The organism is Pseudomonas sp. PB3P13, from assembly GCF_054897735.1.
In genome coordinates, this window is the sequence record NZ_CM142702.1 from 3,812,812 (window position 1) to 3,827,497 (window position 14,686).

Consider the following 14,686-nt stretch of genomic DNA (forward strand, 5'->3'; position numbering starts at 1 on the left):
GTACTTTTTATGGACCCCACGCTGGGAAGCCCGCAGCCAAGGCCCTCTCATCGATACAAGACCTCAATCATGTCGAAGAAATCCCGCTCCAAACTCTGGTTTCTCGTTCATAGCTGGCTGGCGCTGCCGATCTGGTTTTTTGTACTGATCGTCTGTGTCACCGGCACTCTGGCCGTGATCAGTCAGGAAATTGTCTGGCTGGCCAACCCGCAAATGCGCGCAAGCCAGCCCTCCGACGACGCGCCGTTGCTCAACTACGACCAAATCCTCGCAGCGATAAAAAAGGCCGAACCGGACACACTGGTCGAAGGCATCAACCGACCGGACGAGTCACACTTTGCCCTTGACGTGGACGTCAGCTACCCCGATGGCCGCAACGTCACGGTGTACGTCAACCCGTATACCGGGGTTATTCAGGGCGCAGCCCCGCAATTCGATTTCAAGGCATTTACCCGCGCGCTGCACGGTTGGTGGCTGGTGCCGTTCACCAACGGATTCAGCTGGGGCTGGTATCTGGTGTCGTTCCTGAGCCTGCCACTGCTCGCGTCGTTGATTACCGGGCTGGTGGTCTACAAGCGCTTCTGGAAAGGCTTCTTCCGGCCGACCTTGCGGATTCGTCACGGTGCGCGAATTTTCTGGGGAGATTTCCATCGGCTCAGCGGGATCTGGTCGATCTGGTTCATCGCGATCATTTCCATCACCAGCGTCTGGTTCCTGATCCGGGCATTCATGTTCGACAATCAGATCTCGATCTCCACCGCTCCCGTGGCGCTGGTGGTGCCGCGTGAAAGCGTGCCGATGACGGCCGACGGTTCACCTGCGCCGATGATCAGCATGGAAGCGGCAATCCAGCAGGCCAGGCAGCGGATCCCGGGTCTTGAGGACAGTTTTGTCAGCCTTCCCGCCAACGCCTACAGCTATCTCTCGGTGGGTGGCCGCAGTTGGTACCCGCTGATGTACCAGACAGCCGATATCAACCCCTACACCGGTGAAATTGCCGCCACGCGCCTGCTGACCGACCGTTCAGGCCTGGAGCTGGTCACCGAATCCATGCGCCCCCTGCACACCGGCGATTTTGGTGGACTGTGGATCAAGCTGATCTGGTTCTTCTTTGGCCTGATCATGACCATGATGGTGCTCAGCGGTCTGCTGATCTGGACCAAGCGTACTGCCTTGGCCACGGCAAATGCGCTTAAACGCACCAGCAAGCAAACGCGCAACGAGACGGTCTCGACAACCCGTCGCGAGACTACGGAGGTGAGCCAGTGAGCCTGTTCGTCGCAGATAAACCGGCGTCGGCGCTGAGCCGCTTCTGGCACAAATGGCGCTTCCACATCAACATTCTGCTGCTGCTGATTCCGCTGGGTTTCATGCCCAAATACTTTGCTGACGCGGCGCTGTTTCGCGGCGACGCCGGCCTCGGCGAGCGGGAAATCGCTGAGGTCAAAGTGGGACCGTGGAGCGTGCGCCTGGCGGAACTGCGCAACGAAGCGCCGCAACTGGAGGGCCCCGCCGGCTACATGAAAAGCTTCAACGCCGCCTTGTGCGACAGTTGCCGCGACAAAGTCAAAGCCACCTACCTGCGCATCGGCAAACCCCGCAGCCTGCGCGCTGCCGGGGTGATTTTCTTCGGCACCCCGCACCGCATGGGCGCCCTGTTGCCAGTCCCGGAAAAGACCAAGGCTGACGCCGAGCTGTGGATCACGATGGAAGGCTGGGACGGCGCGATGCATCAAGCGTCGATCCCTCTGAGCCAGGCATCCCCCGCCACCCTTGCGTGGCTGAACAAACAAGGAGGCAAACCATGATCAACTTATTTATTCGTCGCAAGGTCGCCCTGTTGATGCTGTGCGCAGGCTTCAGCGCCAGCGCTCTGGCACACAACCCGATGTGTGAATGCAAAGCCATCGACGCCGAGCAGATCGAATGCACCGGCGGCTTCTCCGACGGCAGCGGCGCGCCGGGTGTGACGCTGGACGTGATCGGCTATGACGAAACCATCCTGGTGCCGGGCAAGCTCGGGACGGACTCCAAATTGACCTTCAAGAAACCCGGCGCCGAGTTCTACGTGTTGTTCGATGCGGGCCCGGGTCACGTCGTCGAGATTGACCAGGCGGACATCCAGGCCCCATGAGCAATCCAACCACGCACGTTGTCCGCCCGGCCGGTGCCGGCCATGAAACCCTTTATGTGCTGCTGTTGTGTCTGATGATTCTTGCCGTGGCCGGCACTGTGGTGGCCTGGCGCGGTGAGAAGCAGGAAGTCAGCAGCGTCACCCGCCATCAACTCGATGCGCGCCGCGATCTCAGCGCATCCGAGCAAGGTATCTACGCCGACCTGCGAGTGACACTGGACGAGATCCACTTGCTGCGTCAGGAACAGCAAGCCCTGCCCACGCCGGTAGCGCTCGCGGACGAAGGGTTCGCGCCGTTTGCCCAGGATGCGAGTTCGGTCAGTCGCGGCGCTCACGCCTGGCAATTGCTCGACGCCCACGCCTATTTCGGCCAGAGCCGGACGCCCGACGTGGCAGGCTCGTTTCTGATGCGCCTGAGCGCTGCGGACGATGCGCCGGACATCTGGCTCAATCGCGGCAAAGCCCTTGCAGCGCCGACCGACCTCACTGACGCCGCGCTGCAAAGCGCCGGTTGGCAGCAGATCGTCGCGCAATTCGATGCCGGCGTTACCCGCCAGCATCGGCACTGAACCCTCGCCTTCATCCGAGAGAAGACCGCTTTCCCATGCCTAGTTCATCTCAACGCTCTTTCGTGCGCCTGCTTCTTGCCGGCCTGCTCGCTTGTCTGCTGACACCGATGGCCAGCGCCGACGAGGCCAAACGCCTGCGCATTGGCATCACGCTGCACCCTTATTACAGCTACGTCGCTAATATCGTCGGCGACAAAGCCGAAGTGGTGCCGCTGATTCCGGCCGGTTTCAACCCCCACGCCTACGAACCCCGCGCCGAAGACATCAAGCGCATCAGCGGGCTGGACGTGATTGTGCTCAATGGCGTCGGTCATGACGATTTTGCCGACCGCATGATCGCCGCCAGCGAAACGCCGAACGTGCCGGTCATCGAAGCCAACGAAAACGTGCCGCTGCTGGCGGCCACCGGCGTTGCTGCTCGCGGTGCCGGCAAAGTCGTGAACCCGCACACGTTCCTGTCGATCAGCGCCTCCATCGCCCAGGTCAACAACATTGCCCGGGAACTGGGCAAGCTCGATCCGGCGAATGCCAAGACCTACACCCAGAATGCCCGCGCGTACGGCAAGCGCCTGCGCACGATGCGCGCCGATGCCCTGGCGAAACTGACCGAAGCGCCGAATGCCGAATTGCGCGTGGCCACGGTGCATGCAGCCTATGACTACCTGCTGCGCGAATTCGGCCTCGAAGTGACGGCCGTGGTCGAGCCCGCCCACGGTATTGAACCGAGCCCCAGCCAGTTGAAGAAAACCATTGATCAACTGCGCGAACTGGACGTGAAAGTGATCTTCTCCGAGATGGACTTCCCGTCCAGCTACGTCGACACCATCCAGCGTGAATCCGGGGTGAAGCTGTACCCGCTGTCGCACATTTCCTACGGCGAATACACCGCCGACAAATATGAAAAGGAAATGACCGGCAACCTCAACACCGTGGTTCGCGCGATCCAGGAGTCTGGCGCATGACCGTTCAGGAAACCCTCCTCGTCCAGAGCGCCGGACCCACCCTGAATTTTGCCGATGTGAGCCTGACGCTCGGGCGCACGACGATCCTCGACAAGGTGACTTTCCAGGTTCAGCCCGGCAGCGTGCATGCGTTGGTCGGCCCCAACGGTGGCGGCAAAAGTTCGCTGATCAAGACGTTGCTCGGGCAGATGCCTCATCAAGGGCGCTTGAGCCTGCAATGGCCGGGCGAACCCGGGACGATCGGTTATGTGCCGCAAGCGCTGGAGTTCGATCGCGGCTTGCCGATGACCGTCGACGATTTCATGGCCGCGATGTGCCAGCGGCGCCCGGCGTTCCTTGGGCTGAGCAAGCATTACGCCGCGGCCATTGGCGAAGCGCTGGAGCGCGTCGGCATGCAGGACAAGCGTAAACGACGCATGGGCGCGCTGTCCGGCGGCGAGCGTCAGCGCGTTTTGTTGGCACAAGGCTTGATCCCGGCGCCGCAGTTGCTGGTACTCGATGAACCGATGTCGGCACTCGACGAGGCCGGTATCCGGGTGTTCGAGCGATTGCTCGGCGACTGGCGCCAAAGCGGCATCACCGTGCTGTGGATCGAGCACGATCTGGAAGCCGTCGGGCGGCTGGCCGATCGCGTCACCGGGCTCAATCGCCGGGTATTGTTCGATTCGACGCCGCAACAGGCGCTGACTCCGGAGCGTCTGTTAACGCTGTTTTCGACCCATCCACGGAGCGCTGCCTGATGAGCTATGAAGCCTTTCGTCTGATGGTCCAGGGTTGGGCGTCTTCGGGTTATCTGCCGGAAGCGCTGGCTTACGGATTTGTGGTCAACGCCCTGCTCGCGGGGTTGTTGATCGGCCCGGTGCTCGGTGGGCTCGGCACGCTGGTGGTGGTCAAGCGCTTTGCGTTTTTCTCCGAGGCCGTGGGCCACGCGGCGCTGACCGGCGTGGCCGTGGGCATTCTGCTTGGCGAACCCTACACCGGGCCTTACGGCAGCCTGTTCGGCTACTGCCTGCTGTTCGGGATTCTGCTGAATTACCTGCGCAACCGCACGGGGCTCTCGCCGGATACGTTGATTGGCGTTTTCCTGTCAGTATCGTTGGCGCTGGGCGCCAGTCTGTTGCTGATTCTGGCTGGCAAGATCAATGTGCACATCCTCGAAAACGTTCTGTTCGGCTCGGTGCTCACGGTCAATGGCAATGACCTGCTGGTACTGGCCATCGTCGGTTCGCTGGTGATGGCGCTGGCGCTGCCGTTGTACAACCGCATCATGCTCGCCAGCTTCAATCCGCAACTGGCGGCGGTGCGTGGCGTGGCGGTGAAAACCCTGGACTATCTGTTCGTGATTCTGGTGACGTTGATTACCGTGGCGGCGGTGAAAGTCATCGGTGCGATTCTGGTGGGTGCATTGCTGGTGATTCCGGCCGCGGCAGCGCGGTTACTCAGCCAGTCGCTCAAGGGTTTTTTCTGGTGTTCGGTGTTGATCGCTACGGTCAGCACGCTGTGCGGGATCCTCGCACCGATCGTATTCGACCTGCCAATCCCGTCCGGCGCCGCCATCATCCTGGTCGCCGGTATCGCCTTCGCCCTCGCTGCCATTGCGCGCGGGGTGGTCCCCAGTTTGAAAGGGAATCTCGGATAAATGAATTTTTCAATGCGAAAACTGGCCCTGGCCGTTGCGCTGTGCGGGCTGGTGAATACGTCTTTCGCCGAGCAAGGCGCCAAACCCTTGCATGTGCTCGCGTCACTGCCCATTACCTATGGTCTGGGTGAAGTCCTGCTCAAAGGCACCGACGTCAAACTTGAACGTGCAGCGCCGGCGAATTTACCCGGCAGTCGTCAGACCGCTTATTTCTCTGGCCGTGGTGCGCCAGCGTTGGCGAAATTGGCGACCGATGCCGATGCGGTGATCGGTGTGCGCTCGCTGTGGGCGGATGATCCGCTGTATCCGTTCTCGCGGCGCAGCAACATTCGCATCGTCGAGGTCGACGCCGCACGCCCGGTGGACGGCGCCCTGCCCGGCATTGCCCTGCAACCGGAGAACAAGGTCGATGGCCTGAACAGTCAGCCGTGGTTTTCCAGCAACAACATGGGCCGGATGGCGGATGTGATGTCGGCGGATCTGGTGCGCCTGGCGCCGACGGCCAAAGCTAAAATCGAAGCCAACCTGGCGGCATTGAAGCAGCGCCTGCTCAAGTTCAGCGCCGCCAGCGAAGCGCGGCTCGCCAGCGCTGACAACCTGAGCGTGATGAGCCTCAGTGACCATTTTGGTTATCTGATCGGCGGACTCAATCTGGAACTGGCTGGCCAGGATGCCCGTCCGGATGCCGAATGGACCCCGGAATCACTTAAGCAATTAACCGCGACGCTCAAGGACAATGACGTGGCGGTGGTGTTGCACCATCGGCAGCCGTCGGAGGCGGTGAAAGCGGCGATTGCCGAATCGGGAAGTCGCCTGGTGGTGTTGAGTATCGATGGCGCGGATCCTGTGGCTGAGCTGGAAGAGAACGTGGATCTGGTGATCAAGGGACTGAGTGGGGCATAACGTCGCTGGACCGCGAAGGCGGCCTGACTGGCGACAAAACTTGCGCCCATGAAAAAGCCCGCTGACCTCCTGGGTCCAGCGGGCTTTTTACGCAACAGCTCAGTGAGCCACTGCCGCCTGCTCTTCCATTTTTTGGCGCAGGCTCAATGGACGCATGTCCGTCCAGACTTCTTCGATGTAGGCCAGGCATTCCTTTTTCAGGCCGCTTTTGCCCACGGTGCGCCAGCCCCCGGGCACGGCTTTGTAGTCAGGCCAGATCGAATATTGCTCTTCGTGGTTGACCACCACCTGGAAGAGGATGTCCTCGCGGTCGAATACTGAAGTCATGCTGATTCTCCATCGTTGTCGTTTGGCTGCGAGATGTGCGCAGCGGTTATGTCAAAGGAACGTTGCGCCGGTCGAGAAATTTAGAGGCTGGCGACTGCCGCCACCATCGCCCGACCGAAAATCTCTGCGACATGGTCGATTTGCGCGGCGGTGATGACCAGCGGCGGCAGAAACCGCACCACCCCGCCATGCCGCCCGCCCAGCTCGAGGATCAAGCCGCGCTTGAGGCATTCGCGTTGCACCAGCGGCGCGAGTTGAGCGAAAACCGGTGGATGACCTTGCGCGTCCGGTGCACCGGCTGGATCGACCAGCTCCACGCCGAGCATCAGGCCACGGCCTCGGATATCGCCCAACTGCGGGAAGTCCCGTTGCAGAATGCGCAAGTGTTCGCTCAGACGTTCGCCCATCGCCGCCGCGTGTTCGCAGACCCTGTGTTCAACCAGATAACGCATCACCGCAGAGCCTGCGGCCATGGCCATCTGATTGCCGCGAAAAGTCCCGGCATGGGCGCCCGGCAGCCAGATGTCGAGCCAGTCGCGGTAGACGACCACCGCCAGCGGCAGGCTGCCGCCGATGGCTTTGGACAGCACCACCACGTCCGGAATGATCCCGGCGTGCTCGAAGGCGAACATCTTGCCGGTGCGCGCGAAACCGCTCTGGATCTCGTCGACGATCAACGCTACGCCGGCCTGTTCAGTAATGCGCCGCACACCGCGCAACCAGTCGAGATCAGCCGGAATCACCCCGCCTTCGCCCTGAACGACTTCAACGATCACCGCCGCCGGTAACTGGACGCCGGCCTCGGGATCATTCAGCAGGTTTTCCAGGTAATGCAAATTGACCTGCACACCTTGCGCGCCACCGAGGCCGAACGGGCAGCGGTAATCGTAGGGATACGGCATGAACTGCACGCCATTACTGAGCAAGGCACCCAGCGGCTTCTTCGGGCCCAGGCTGCCCATCAGGCTCAACGCGCCCTGGCTCATGCCGTGGTAACCGCCCTGAAACGACAACACGGTGCTGCGTCCGGTGGCGGTGCGCACCAGTTTCAGCGCGGCTTCCACCGCATCGGTGCCGGTCGGGCCGCAGAACTGGATCTTCGCATCAACCGCCAGCGCCGGCGGCAGCAAACCGAACAGGTCCTGAACAAATTGATCCTTGACCGCAGTGGTCAGATCAAGCGTGTGCAGCGGCAGTTCATCGCTCAACACTTGCTGGATCGCGTCGATCACCACCGGGTGGTTATGCCCCAGTGCCAGCGTGCCCGCCCCGGCCAGGCAGTCGATGAATGTCCGCCCTTCCACGTCTTCGACGTAAATACCTTTGGCTCGCTTGAGTGCCAGGGGAATACGTCGCGGGTAGCTGCGGGCGTTGGACTCCTGGCGGTTCTGGCGCGCCAGCAACGGCGATTCGGTGAAGTGGTAAAGCGTTTCGACCGGCGCCGAAGCGGTTCGGGCCGACTGATCTTCCATAAGGCTGGTAGCGACTGACATCTCTCGACCCCTCGATAAGGTTTTCCTGTTCTGGAAACGCATCAGGGCGTCGGGGATTTAGGCGCTCGGTCGGCTTTGTGCCAAGGCAAGTGACAAAGCCTTGAACATTGGAATCGCCTGGAGCTCGCCCACGAGAAATGCGGGGCAGCGAGATCTGCTGCAGGAGCAAAGCTTGCCCGGCTCCTGCAGGTTTGCGGTCAGACGGGTTGCAGCGGCATGGTCAGCTCGACCCGCAGGCCATCCGGGCGGCTGTCGAAATGCAAGGTGCAGCCGCAGCGCTGGACGATCGCCTGCACAATCGCCAGGCCCAGGCCGCAGCCGGTACTCTGGCCGTTGCGCCAAAAGCGTTGCGTCAGATGCTGCAGATCACCTTCGGCGATCCCCGGCCCATGATCGCGCACCACAAACTGCACCCGGTTTGCGCTGGTTTCCAGGCTGAGTTCTACCGGTTCATCGGCTGGGGTATGCCGAAGTGCGTTGTCCAACAAGTTGCGCAGCGCCGCAATCGACAGCACGGCCGGCATCTGCACCGGGGCGTGCGACAATTTCACCGGCGGCTGGAACCTGATGCGTTGACGATCACCGCTCGAGGCGTCTTGAATTGCCAGTTTCGCCACTTGCTCGGCGCTGCATTGCACACCGTCATCAAACGACAGGCTGCCCTCGACCCGGGCCAGCAGCAACAACTGTTCGAGGGTGCGGTGCAAGCGATCGGCGCCCTCCTCGGCCCGAGCCAGCGACTGATCACGCGCAGCGCCATCGGTCATGCGCGCCACTTGCAGGTGAGTCTTGATTGCCGTCAGAGGGCTGCGTAATTCGTGCGCAGCGTCACCGGTCAAACGGCGCTCGCGCTCGATCGTCTTGCCGATTCGCTGCAACAGCTGGTTCTGGGTGTCCAGCAAAGGCTGCAGTTCGCTGGGCAGCGGCTGGATCTGCAGCGGCTCCAGCGAGTCCGCACTTCGGCGCATCAAGGCGTCGCGCATGCGATTCAGAGGGGCCAGTCCCTGACCGATCCCCAGCCACAGCAGGCACAGACACCCCAGTAACGCGACGCCAACCGGTACCGACGCGGCCAGCAGGATCGACATGTTAAGGGCTTCGCGTTCAATTTGCCGATCGGCGGTGGTGATGCGCAAATCGCCACGGGCCAGGGTGAAACTGCGCCACGGCGCGCCATCGATCATCTGGTCGTGAAAGCCCATTTTCTCGGCTTCCAGAGTTTGCTGTGGATCGGTGTGACTGCGGGCCAGGATCTCGCCTCGCAGCGAACTCACCTGGCAGGCCATGCCGCCCGGAATATTCAGTTGTTCAGCGCTGAAGTGCGTGCCCTCCCCTTTGCTCGGCAAGGGCGGCAGTTGCTCCATCAACCCGGCGACCATGCGCGCCGAAGCGACCAGCCGCTGGTCGAGGGAAAACATCATTTGATTGCGCAAATCGCTGAGCATCCAGGCGGCCGCCAGCGCCCAGATCAGCGCGAAAGCGGCGCCGAGGGTCAGGCTCAGGCGCAAACGCAGGCTCATCACTTCGATTCTTCTCCGCTATCGGCAGGCCCAAGGCGATAACCCAGGCCGCGCACCGTTTCAACGATACCGTTACCGAGTTTGCGCCGCAGGTGATGGATATGCACGTTGAGCGCGTTGCTCTCAAGCTCGTCGTTGAACCCGTAGACGCTGTCTTTGAGCTGCTCGGTGGACAGGACCCGACCGCGATTGTGCAGCAGTGCCTGCAACAACGCCTGCTCACGTCGCGAAAGGTCCACCGGTTGGCCACCCAGCAGGGTTTCCCGGCTGCTCGGGTTGTACGTCAGACGACCATGCTCGATCAGGTTGACGCTGCGCCCGGCCACCCGCCGCAACAAGGTATGCAGACGAGCGGCGAGCTCGCGCAGGTCGAACGGCTTGAGTAGGTAATCATCGGCACCGGCCTGCAAGCCGTCGACACGGTCAGTGACCGAATCTCGTGCAGTCAGAATCAGCACCGGGATTTCCAGGCCGTTATGACGTAACTGCTGCAGCAACTTGAGACCGTCTTCATCGGGCAAGCCCAGATCAAGCACCATGACGTCGAATTCGGCCACCTTGAGGATCGCCCGCGCCGCTGATGCAGTGGCGACATGTTCCACCGTCAGGCCTTGAGCGGAGAGGCCGGCGACGATGCCGCTGGCGATCAGTTCGTCGTCTTCGCAAACCAGTACGTGCATTGGGGGTTCCTACGAAAAGAGGCGAGTGAAGCAAGCGGGTATTAAGCCGCGATTATGGCAAGGATGTCAGTTGGCCGGGGCTCTTGCGCGATTGATCCGCGGCCTGCTTGTCAGCGACAACGTTCGCAGGTTAGCAAAGTTAATCAATGGTTAATCGCGCCCCCCCATTGTGCACCCACTTGCACAGGGACAAGGCTTCCACAATGCGTCGAATTTTTTTGATTTTTGCTCTTCTGGTGTCCGGCCTGGTGCAGGCCGGGACCAATCCGTTTGAGACCAGGCCCGATTTTCTCCCGGTAGATAAAGCGTTCACCTTTACCTCTCAACGCCTGGAATCCGGCGAGACCCAGCTGTATTGGCAGATCGCCGACGGCTATTACCTTTACCAGCAACGGCTCAAATTCGACGGGCTGGCAAACGAACATACCCCCGCACTGCCGGCTGGCGAATCGCACAGCGACGAGTTTTTCGGTGAACAGCAAGTCTATCGTCAAGGACTGGAGCTGAAGATCCCGGCCGGTGCTACCGGGCAGATCAAGGCGGGATTCCAGGGCTGTGCCGATGCAGGCCTGTGTTATCCGCCGCAAACCAAGGTCGTGGACCTGGGGGAAGCGTCGCCAGTCTCTGCAGTTGAACAGGCCCCTGACCAGGCTTTGGCCAGTGGTCTGCAACAACGCGCACTGGGCTGGAGTTTGCTGGTGTTCTTCGGTCTGGGGCTGTTGCTGGCGTTCACCCCCTGTACCTTGCCGATGTTGCCTATCCTCGCCGGCCTCGTCGTTGGCAGTGGTGCGACGCCCCGGCGCGGTTTCGCCCTCGCTTGCAGCTACGTCGTCAGCATGGCGCTGGTGTATGCGGCGATGGGCGTGCTCGCGGCGTTGCTCGGGGCCAATTTGCAGGCGCTGTTGCAGAACCCGTGGCTGCTGGGCACGTTCGCGGCGGTGTTTGTTGTGCTGGCATTGCCGATGTTCGGTTTTTTCGAGCTGCAGTTGCCGGTCGCCGTGAGGGATCGTCTGGAAAATGTCTCGCGCGGTCAGCGCGGCGGCAGCCTGATGGGTGCGGGCATCCTCGGCGCCGTCTCCGGTTTGCTGGTCGGACCGTGCATGACCGCCCCGCTGGCGGGCGCTCTGCTGTACATCGCGCAAAGCGGCAACGCGTTGCATGGCGGCTTGATTCTGTTCGCCATGGGCATCGGCATGGGCATTCCGCTGCTGTTGCTGGTGACCGTGGGCAATCGCTTCCTGCCCAAACCCGGCGCCTGGATGAACCTGCTCAAAGGTGTGTTCGGCTTCGTGTTTCTGGCGACGGCCCTGTTGATGGTGCGCCCGGTGCTGGATGACTCACTGTGGATTGGCTTGTGCGGTGGCTTGCTGCTGATCGCCGCGTACAGTGCCTGGAAACAGTCAGAAGGATTTGGTCGCGTCGCTCATTTGTTCGGCGCCAGCGCTTTATTACTGGGGCTGTGGGGCAGTTTGCTAATGATCGGCGCTGCGGGCGGCAGTGGCGATCTCTTTAAGCCGCTGCAGGTTTTCAACACGACCAATGCAAGCACGCTTGCACGCCCGGTCGGTCATGATGCGTTTGTCACCATCAAGGATCCGGCAACGCTGCAGAAGGAACTCGACGGCGCCCGGGCGCAAGGTCAGTGGGTGCTGCTGGACTATTACGCGGACTGGTGCGTGTCATGCAAGATCATGGAAAAAAAGGTCTTCGGCCAACCCCATGTTCTCGATGCCCTCAGCGATGTGCGCTTGTTACGCCTGGACGTCACCGCGGATAATGCCGCCAGCCGCGAATTGCTCGGCCGCTATAAAGTGCCGGGGCCACCCAGCCTGTTGTGGATCGGTGCCGACGGCGCAGAACGACGCAGCCAGCGCATCACCGGCGAAGTCGATGCGGATACTTTCCTGCAACGCTGGAACACGACCCGAGACGCCCGTTAATGCTGACTTTGACCCTTGGCACCTTCGCCATTGCACTTAATCATCTGTTGCTGATCAGTGCGCTGGCACTGGCGACTTTTGTCGGCTGGCGAACGGCCAAACGCGGCGGGGAAAATCCCGAGTCGGCGCTGTTCAGCCTTTTTCTGTTCGGCATGCTGGCGGCGCGGATTGGTTTTGTGGCCGTTTACTGGACGCATTACCGTGATGATCCGTGGCAGATGATCGACCTGCGCGACGGTGGTTTCCTCACCTGGCCGGGCGTGATCGCGATGCTGCTCGCCGCCTTGTATTGCGGCTGGCGTCGGCCGGGCCTGCGTCGCCCCCTGGGTTTCGGGGTGGCCAGCGGCCTCTCCTTCTGGTTGCTCGCCTCGTTTTCCCTGACGATTTACGAACGAGGCACCCGCCTGCCGGACATCACCCTACGCAATGCCGCCGGCGAAACCGTGCAATTGGCGGACTACAAGGGCGGGCCGCTGGTCATCAATCTCTGGGCCACCTGGTGTCCGCCCTGTCGCCGGGAAATGCCCGTGCTGGAAAACGCCCAGATGCAGCGTCCGGACCTGACTTTTCTGTTCGTCAACCAGGCGGAAAGCATGCACAGCGTCGCCACCTACCTGGAAACTCAAGGCTTGAGCCTGACCAACGTGTTGTTCGATGGCAGTGGCCGATTGGGTCAGGCCGTCGGCTCGATGGCATTGCCGACTACGCTGTTCTATAGCCCTGAGGGTCGCCTGTTGGGCAGCCATCTGGGCGAATTGTCGGAAGCCAGTCTGGCCCGCGCACTGGAAAACTTCGACAGCCCCCCTTCTGCCGCACCGGCCACCTCTTCAAGGAAATTGCCATGCCCCGCTTCCGCCACCTGCTGACGCTGACCCTCGGCGCTGCGTTGCTTCATTTGCCGTCGCTGCAGGCAGCCGAGGAACTGCCCGCCGCGATCAGGAAAATCGAAGCCAAGGGCGCCAAAATCGTCGGCCAGTTCGACGCCCCCGACGGTCTGCGCGGTTATGCGGCGCAGTACCAGAACCGTGGCATGGCGCTGTACCTGACACCCGATGGCAAACACGTTTTGCTGGGCAATCTGTATGACGCCGATGGCAACGACCTGAGCAGCGAGCCGCTGCAAAAACTGGTCTACGCGCCAATGTCGAAAGAAGTCTGGAGCAAGATGGAAGCCAGCAGCTGGATCGCAGATGGCAACAAGGACGCGCCGCGCGTCGTTTACCTGTTCAGCGATCCGAACTGCCCTTACTGCAACATGTTCTGGGAACAGGCCAGGCCTTGGGTGAAGGCGGGCAAAGTACAGTTGCGGCACATCATGGTCGGCATTATTCGTGAAGACAGCCCGGGTAAATCCGCTGCATTGCTGGCCGCCAAGGACCCGCAGAAAGCCTTGCAAGAGCACGAAGGTGCCGGCAAGGCCAGTTCGCTCAAAGCATTGAAAGAAGTGCCACCGGCGATTCAGGCAAAACTGGCGGCGAACATGCAGTTGATGGAAGAGCTGGAATTGTCAGCCACGCCTGCCATTTTCTACATGGACGACAAGGGCGAGTTGCAACAGCAGCAAGGCGCACCCTCGCCGGATAAACTGGTGAAGATTCTCGGGCCGAAGTGAATCCGCAGCACGTCGCTGGCACGCCCGCTCCCACAGGTCATTGCAGTAATTGCTGTGGAAGCAGGCTTGCTCGCGATAGCGTCGGCAAGACCGACTAATTCCTCCCGGCCAGATACTTCAGCAATGCCTCTGTCACAAACTCCGGATTCTCCAGGCTGGGAATGTGTCCCGCGTCCGGCACCAGCACGCACGGGCAGCCGATCAACTCAGCCATTTCCTTAGCCTCCGCCGGCGGCCGCGGCTTGTCCTGATCACCACACATCACCAAGGTGGTCGCAGCCTCCAATTCGCTCAGGCGATGCATGAGATCCCCGCGGCCAAAGATCATCCGCCCCATCGGCACAATGCTTTCACGCAGGCGATCAGCTGGCAGCGCCGCCAGCGATGCACGGAACGTCTGATACAGCGGCGACTGTGGATCGATGCCCGGACGGAAGAAAATCGGCACTATAATATCCAGCAGTTGCTCGGTTATCTCGCCGGCGTCTTCGATCTGTTTCAACAACGCGAAATAATACTCGCGGGTCGGGTCGGGCTCGCTGCCGGCATAGGTGTCCATCATTACCAGACCGCTGACGCGTGCGGCTTGCGACAGTGCCAGGCGAAGGCCCCACATGCCACCTACCGACAACCCGACCAGGGTCACCCGATCAATCTGCAAATGGTCGAGCAGGGCCAGCATCTGACGTGCAATATCGTCCAGTGACGTCGTGCCGTCGGGTAGCCGCCCGGACTGGCCATGCCCCCAAATCTCGGGAACGATCACCCGGTAATGCTGCGACAGCGCCGCGGTCTGCGGCGCCCACATGCTTAGATCCCACAAGTAACTGCCGGCCAACAGCACCGCCGGCCCGGTACCTTGATCGATGTAATGCAGCGGTTGTCCGTCAACTGTAAAGAAAGGCAT

16 protein-coding genes are annotated in these 14,686 nt (G+C 61.4%); 11 read left to right on the top strand and 5 right to left on the bottom strand.

Features of this window, described 5'->3' with window-relative positions:
* The first annotated feature begins 69 nt into the window (after positions 1-69).
* From ACYZT1_RS17455 to ACYZT1_RS17490, 8 genes are read left to right on the top strand one after another with little or no spacing between them, the layout of a single operon-like run.
* The gene (locus ACYZT1_RS17455) at positions 70-1,269 is read left to right on the top strand and encodes a PepSY-associated TM helix domain-containing protein (RefSeq protein WP_462015920.1); all 1,200 of its coding nucleotides are present in this window, start codon (positions 70-72) and stop codon (positions 1,267-1,269) included.
* A complete protein-coding gene (locus ACYZT1_RS17460; protein WP_462015921.1) occupies positions 1,266-1,808 on the top strand; it encodes a thiamine pyrophosphate-binding protein in 543 nt (180 codons plus the stop codon). Before ACYZT1_RS17455 ends, ACYZT1_RS17460 begins: the two co-directional genes overlap by 4 nt.
* On the top strand, positions 1,805-2,134 hold the full coding sequence (locus ACYZT1_RS17465; protein WP_462015922.1) for a hypothetical protein: 330 nt from the start codon (positions 1,805-1,807) through the stop codon (positions 2,132-2,134). The genes ACYZT1_RS17460 and ACYZT1_RS17465 overlap by 4 nt, the downstream gene beginning before the upstream one ends.
* On the top strand, positions 2,131-2,703 hold the full coding sequence (locus ACYZT1_RS17470) for a DUF6162 family protein (RefSeq protein WP_462015923.1): 573 nt from the start codon (positions 2,131-2,133) through the stop codon (positions 2,701-2,703). The genes ACYZT1_RS17465 and ACYZT1_RS17470 overlap by 4 nt, the downstream gene beginning before the upstream one ends.
* Before the next feature lie 35 nt (positions 2,704-2,738).
* Complete coding sequence (locus ACYZT1_RS17475) at positions 2,739-3,665, top strand: metal ABC transporter substrate-binding protein (RefSeq protein ID WP_462015924.1); 927 nt, start codon at positions 2,739-2,741, stop codon at positions 3,663-3,665.
* Positions 3,662-4,405: a metal ABC transporter ATP-binding protein gene (locus ACYZT1_RS17480; protein WP_462015925.1), complete on the top strand. Its 744-nt coding sequence runs from the start codon at positions 3,662-3,664 to the stop codon at positions 4,403-4,405. Before ACYZT1_RS17475 ends, ACYZT1_RS17480 begins: the two co-directional genes overlap by 4 nt.
* On the top strand, positions 4,405-5,304 hold the full coding sequence (locus tag ACYZT1_RS17485; RefSeq protein ID WP_462015926.1) for a metal ABC transporter permease: 900 nt from the start codon (positions 4,405-4,407) through the stop codon (positions 5,302-5,304). The genes ACYZT1_RS17480 and ACYZT1_RS17485 overlap by 1 nt, the downstream gene beginning before the upstream one ends.
* A complete protein-coding gene (locus ACYZT1_RS17490; protein ID WP_462015927.1) occupies positions 5,305-6,207 on the top strand; it encodes a metal ABC transporter substrate-binding protein in 903 nt (300 codons plus the stop codon).
* A 99-nt stretch (positions 6,208-6,306) separates the two neighbouring features.
* Here the strand turns inward: ACYZT1_RS17490 and ACYZT1_RS17495 are convergent, their stop codons facing one another.
* From ACYZT1_RS17495 to ACYZT1_RS17510, 4 genes are all read right to left on the bottom strand, one after another.
* Complete coding sequence (locus tag ACYZT1_RS17495; RefSeq protein WP_462015928.1) at positions 6,307-6,534, bottom strand: MbtH family protein; 228 nt, start codon at positions 6,532-6,534, stop codon at positions 6,307-6,309.
* Positions 6,535-6,614: 80 nt separating this feature from the next.
* Positions 6,615-8,027 carry a diaminobutyrate--2-oxoglutarate transaminase gene (locus ACYZT1_RS17500; protein ID WP_462015929.1) on the bottom strand — a complete coding sequence of 471 codons (1,413 nt, stop codon included), beginning with the start codon at positions 8,025-8,027 and terminating at the stop codon, positions 6,615-6,617.
* Between the two features lie 197 nt (positions 8,028-8,224).
* Positions 8,225-9,550 carry an ATP-binding protein gene (locus tag ACYZT1_RS17505; RefSeq protein WP_462015930.1) on the bottom strand — a complete coding sequence of 442 codons (1,326 nt, stop codon included), beginning with the start codon at positions 9,548-9,550 and terminating at the stop codon, positions 8,225-8,227.
* Positions 9,547-10,227: a response regulator gene (locus tag ACYZT1_RS17510; protein ID WP_462015931.1), complete on the bottom strand. Its 681-nt coding sequence runs from the start codon at positions 10,225-10,227 to the stop codon at positions 9,547-9,549. Before ACYZT1_RS17510 ends, ACYZT1_RS17505 begins: the two co-directional genes overlap by 4 nt.
* Before the next feature lie 203 nt (positions 10,228-10,430).
* Here ACYZT1_RS17510 and dsbD point away from each other — a divergent pair, with 203 nt between their 5' ends.
* The 3 genes from dsbD to dsbG are packed head-to-tail and all read left to right on the top strand — an operon-like array spanning position 10,431 to position 13,779.
* Positions 10,431-12,167 carry a protein-disulfide reductase DsbD gene (dsbD, locus tag ACYZT1_RS17515; RefSeq protein ID WP_462015932.1) on the top strand — a complete coding sequence of 579 codons (1,737 nt, stop codon included), beginning with the start codon at positions 10,431-10,433 and terminating at the stop codon, positions 12,165-12,167.
* Entirely contained in the window at positions 12,167-13,033 is an 867-nt protein-coding gene (locus tag ACYZT1_RS17520) for a TlpA family protein disulfide reductase (RefSeq protein ID WP_462015933.1), read from the top strand. Before dsbD ends, ACYZT1_RS17520 begins: the two co-directional genes overlap by 1 nt.
* Entirely contained in the window at positions 13,009-13,779 is a 771-nt protein-coding gene (gene dsbG / locus ACYZT1_RS17525; RefSeq protein ID WP_462015934.1) for a thiol:disulfide interchange protein DsbG, read from the top strand. The genes ACYZT1_RS17520 and dsbG overlap by 25 nt, the downstream gene beginning before the upstream one ends.
* Before the next feature lie 94 nt (positions 13,780-13,873).
* Here the strand turns inward: dsbG and ACYZT1_RS17530 are convergent, their stop codons facing one another.
* A complete protein-coding gene (locus ACYZT1_RS17530; protein ID WP_462015935.1) occupies positions 13,874-14,686 on the bottom strand; it encodes an alpha/beta fold hydrolase in 813 nt (270 codons plus the stop codon).

What these genes read in the sequence shown, in the direction of transcription:
- ACYZT1_RS17455 (WP_462015920.1), top strand. Translation starts at nt 70, where the DNA reads ATGTCGAAGAAATCCCGCTCCAAACTCTGGTTTCTCGTTCATAGCTGG.
- ACYZT1_RS17465 (WP_462015922.1), top strand. Translation starts at nt 1,805, where the DNA reads ATGATCAACTTATTTATTCGTCGCAAGGTCGCCCTGTTGATGCTGTGC.
- ACYZT1_RS17470 (WP_462015923.1), top strand. Translation starts at nt 2,131, where the DNA reads ATGAGCAATCCAACCACGCACGTTGTCCGCCCGGCCGGTGCCGGCCAT.
- ACYZT1_RS17475 (WP_462015924.1), top strand. Translation starts at nt 2,739, where the DNA reads ATGCCTAGTTCATCTCAACGCTCTTTCGTGCGCCTGCTTCTTGCCGGC.
- ACYZT1_RS17480 (WP_462015925.1), top strand. Translation starts at nt 3,662, where the DNA reads ATGACCGTTCAGGAAACCCTCCTCGTCCAGAGCGCCGGACCCACCCTG.
- ACYZT1_RS17485 (WP_462015926.1), top strand. Translation starts at nt 4,405, where the DNA reads ATGAGCTATGAAGCCTTTCGTCTGATGGTCCAGGGTTGGGCGTCTTCG.
- ACYZT1_RS17490 (WP_462015927.1), top strand. Translation starts at nt 5,305, where the DNA reads ATGAATTTTTCAATGCGAAAACTGGCCCTGGCCGTTGCGCTGTGCGGG.
- ACYZT1_RS17495 (WP_462015928.1), bottom strand. Translation starts at nt 6,534, where the DNA reads ATGACTTCAGTATTCGACCGCGAGGACATCCTCTTCCAGGTGGTGGTC.
- ACYZT1_RS17500 (WP_462015929.1), bottom strand. Translation starts at nt 8,027, where the DNA reads ATGTCAGTCGCTACCAGCCTTATGGAAGATCAGTCGGCCCGAACCGCT.
- ACYZT1_RS17510 (WP_462015931.1), bottom strand. Translation starts at nt 10,227, where the DNA reads ATGCACGTACTGGTTTGCGAAGACGACGAACTGATCGCCAGCGGCATC.
- dsbD (WP_462015932.1), top strand. Translation starts at nt 10,431, where the DNA reads ATGCGTCGAATTTTTTTGATTTTTGCTCTTCTGGTGTCCGGCCTGGTG.
- ACYZT1_RS17520 (WP_462015933.1), top strand. Translation starts at nt 12,167, where the DNA reads ATGCTGACTTTGACCCTTGGCACCTTCGCCATTGCACTTAATCATCTG.
- dsbG (WP_462015934.1), top strand. Translation starts at nt 13,009, where the DNA reads ATGCCCCGCTTCCGCCACCTGCTGACGCTGACCCTCGGCGCTGCGTTG.
- ACYZT1_RS17530 (WP_462015935.1), bottom strand. Translation starts at nt 14,686, where the DNA reads ATGCCTTTCTTTACAGTTGACGGACAACCGCTGCATTACATCGATCAA.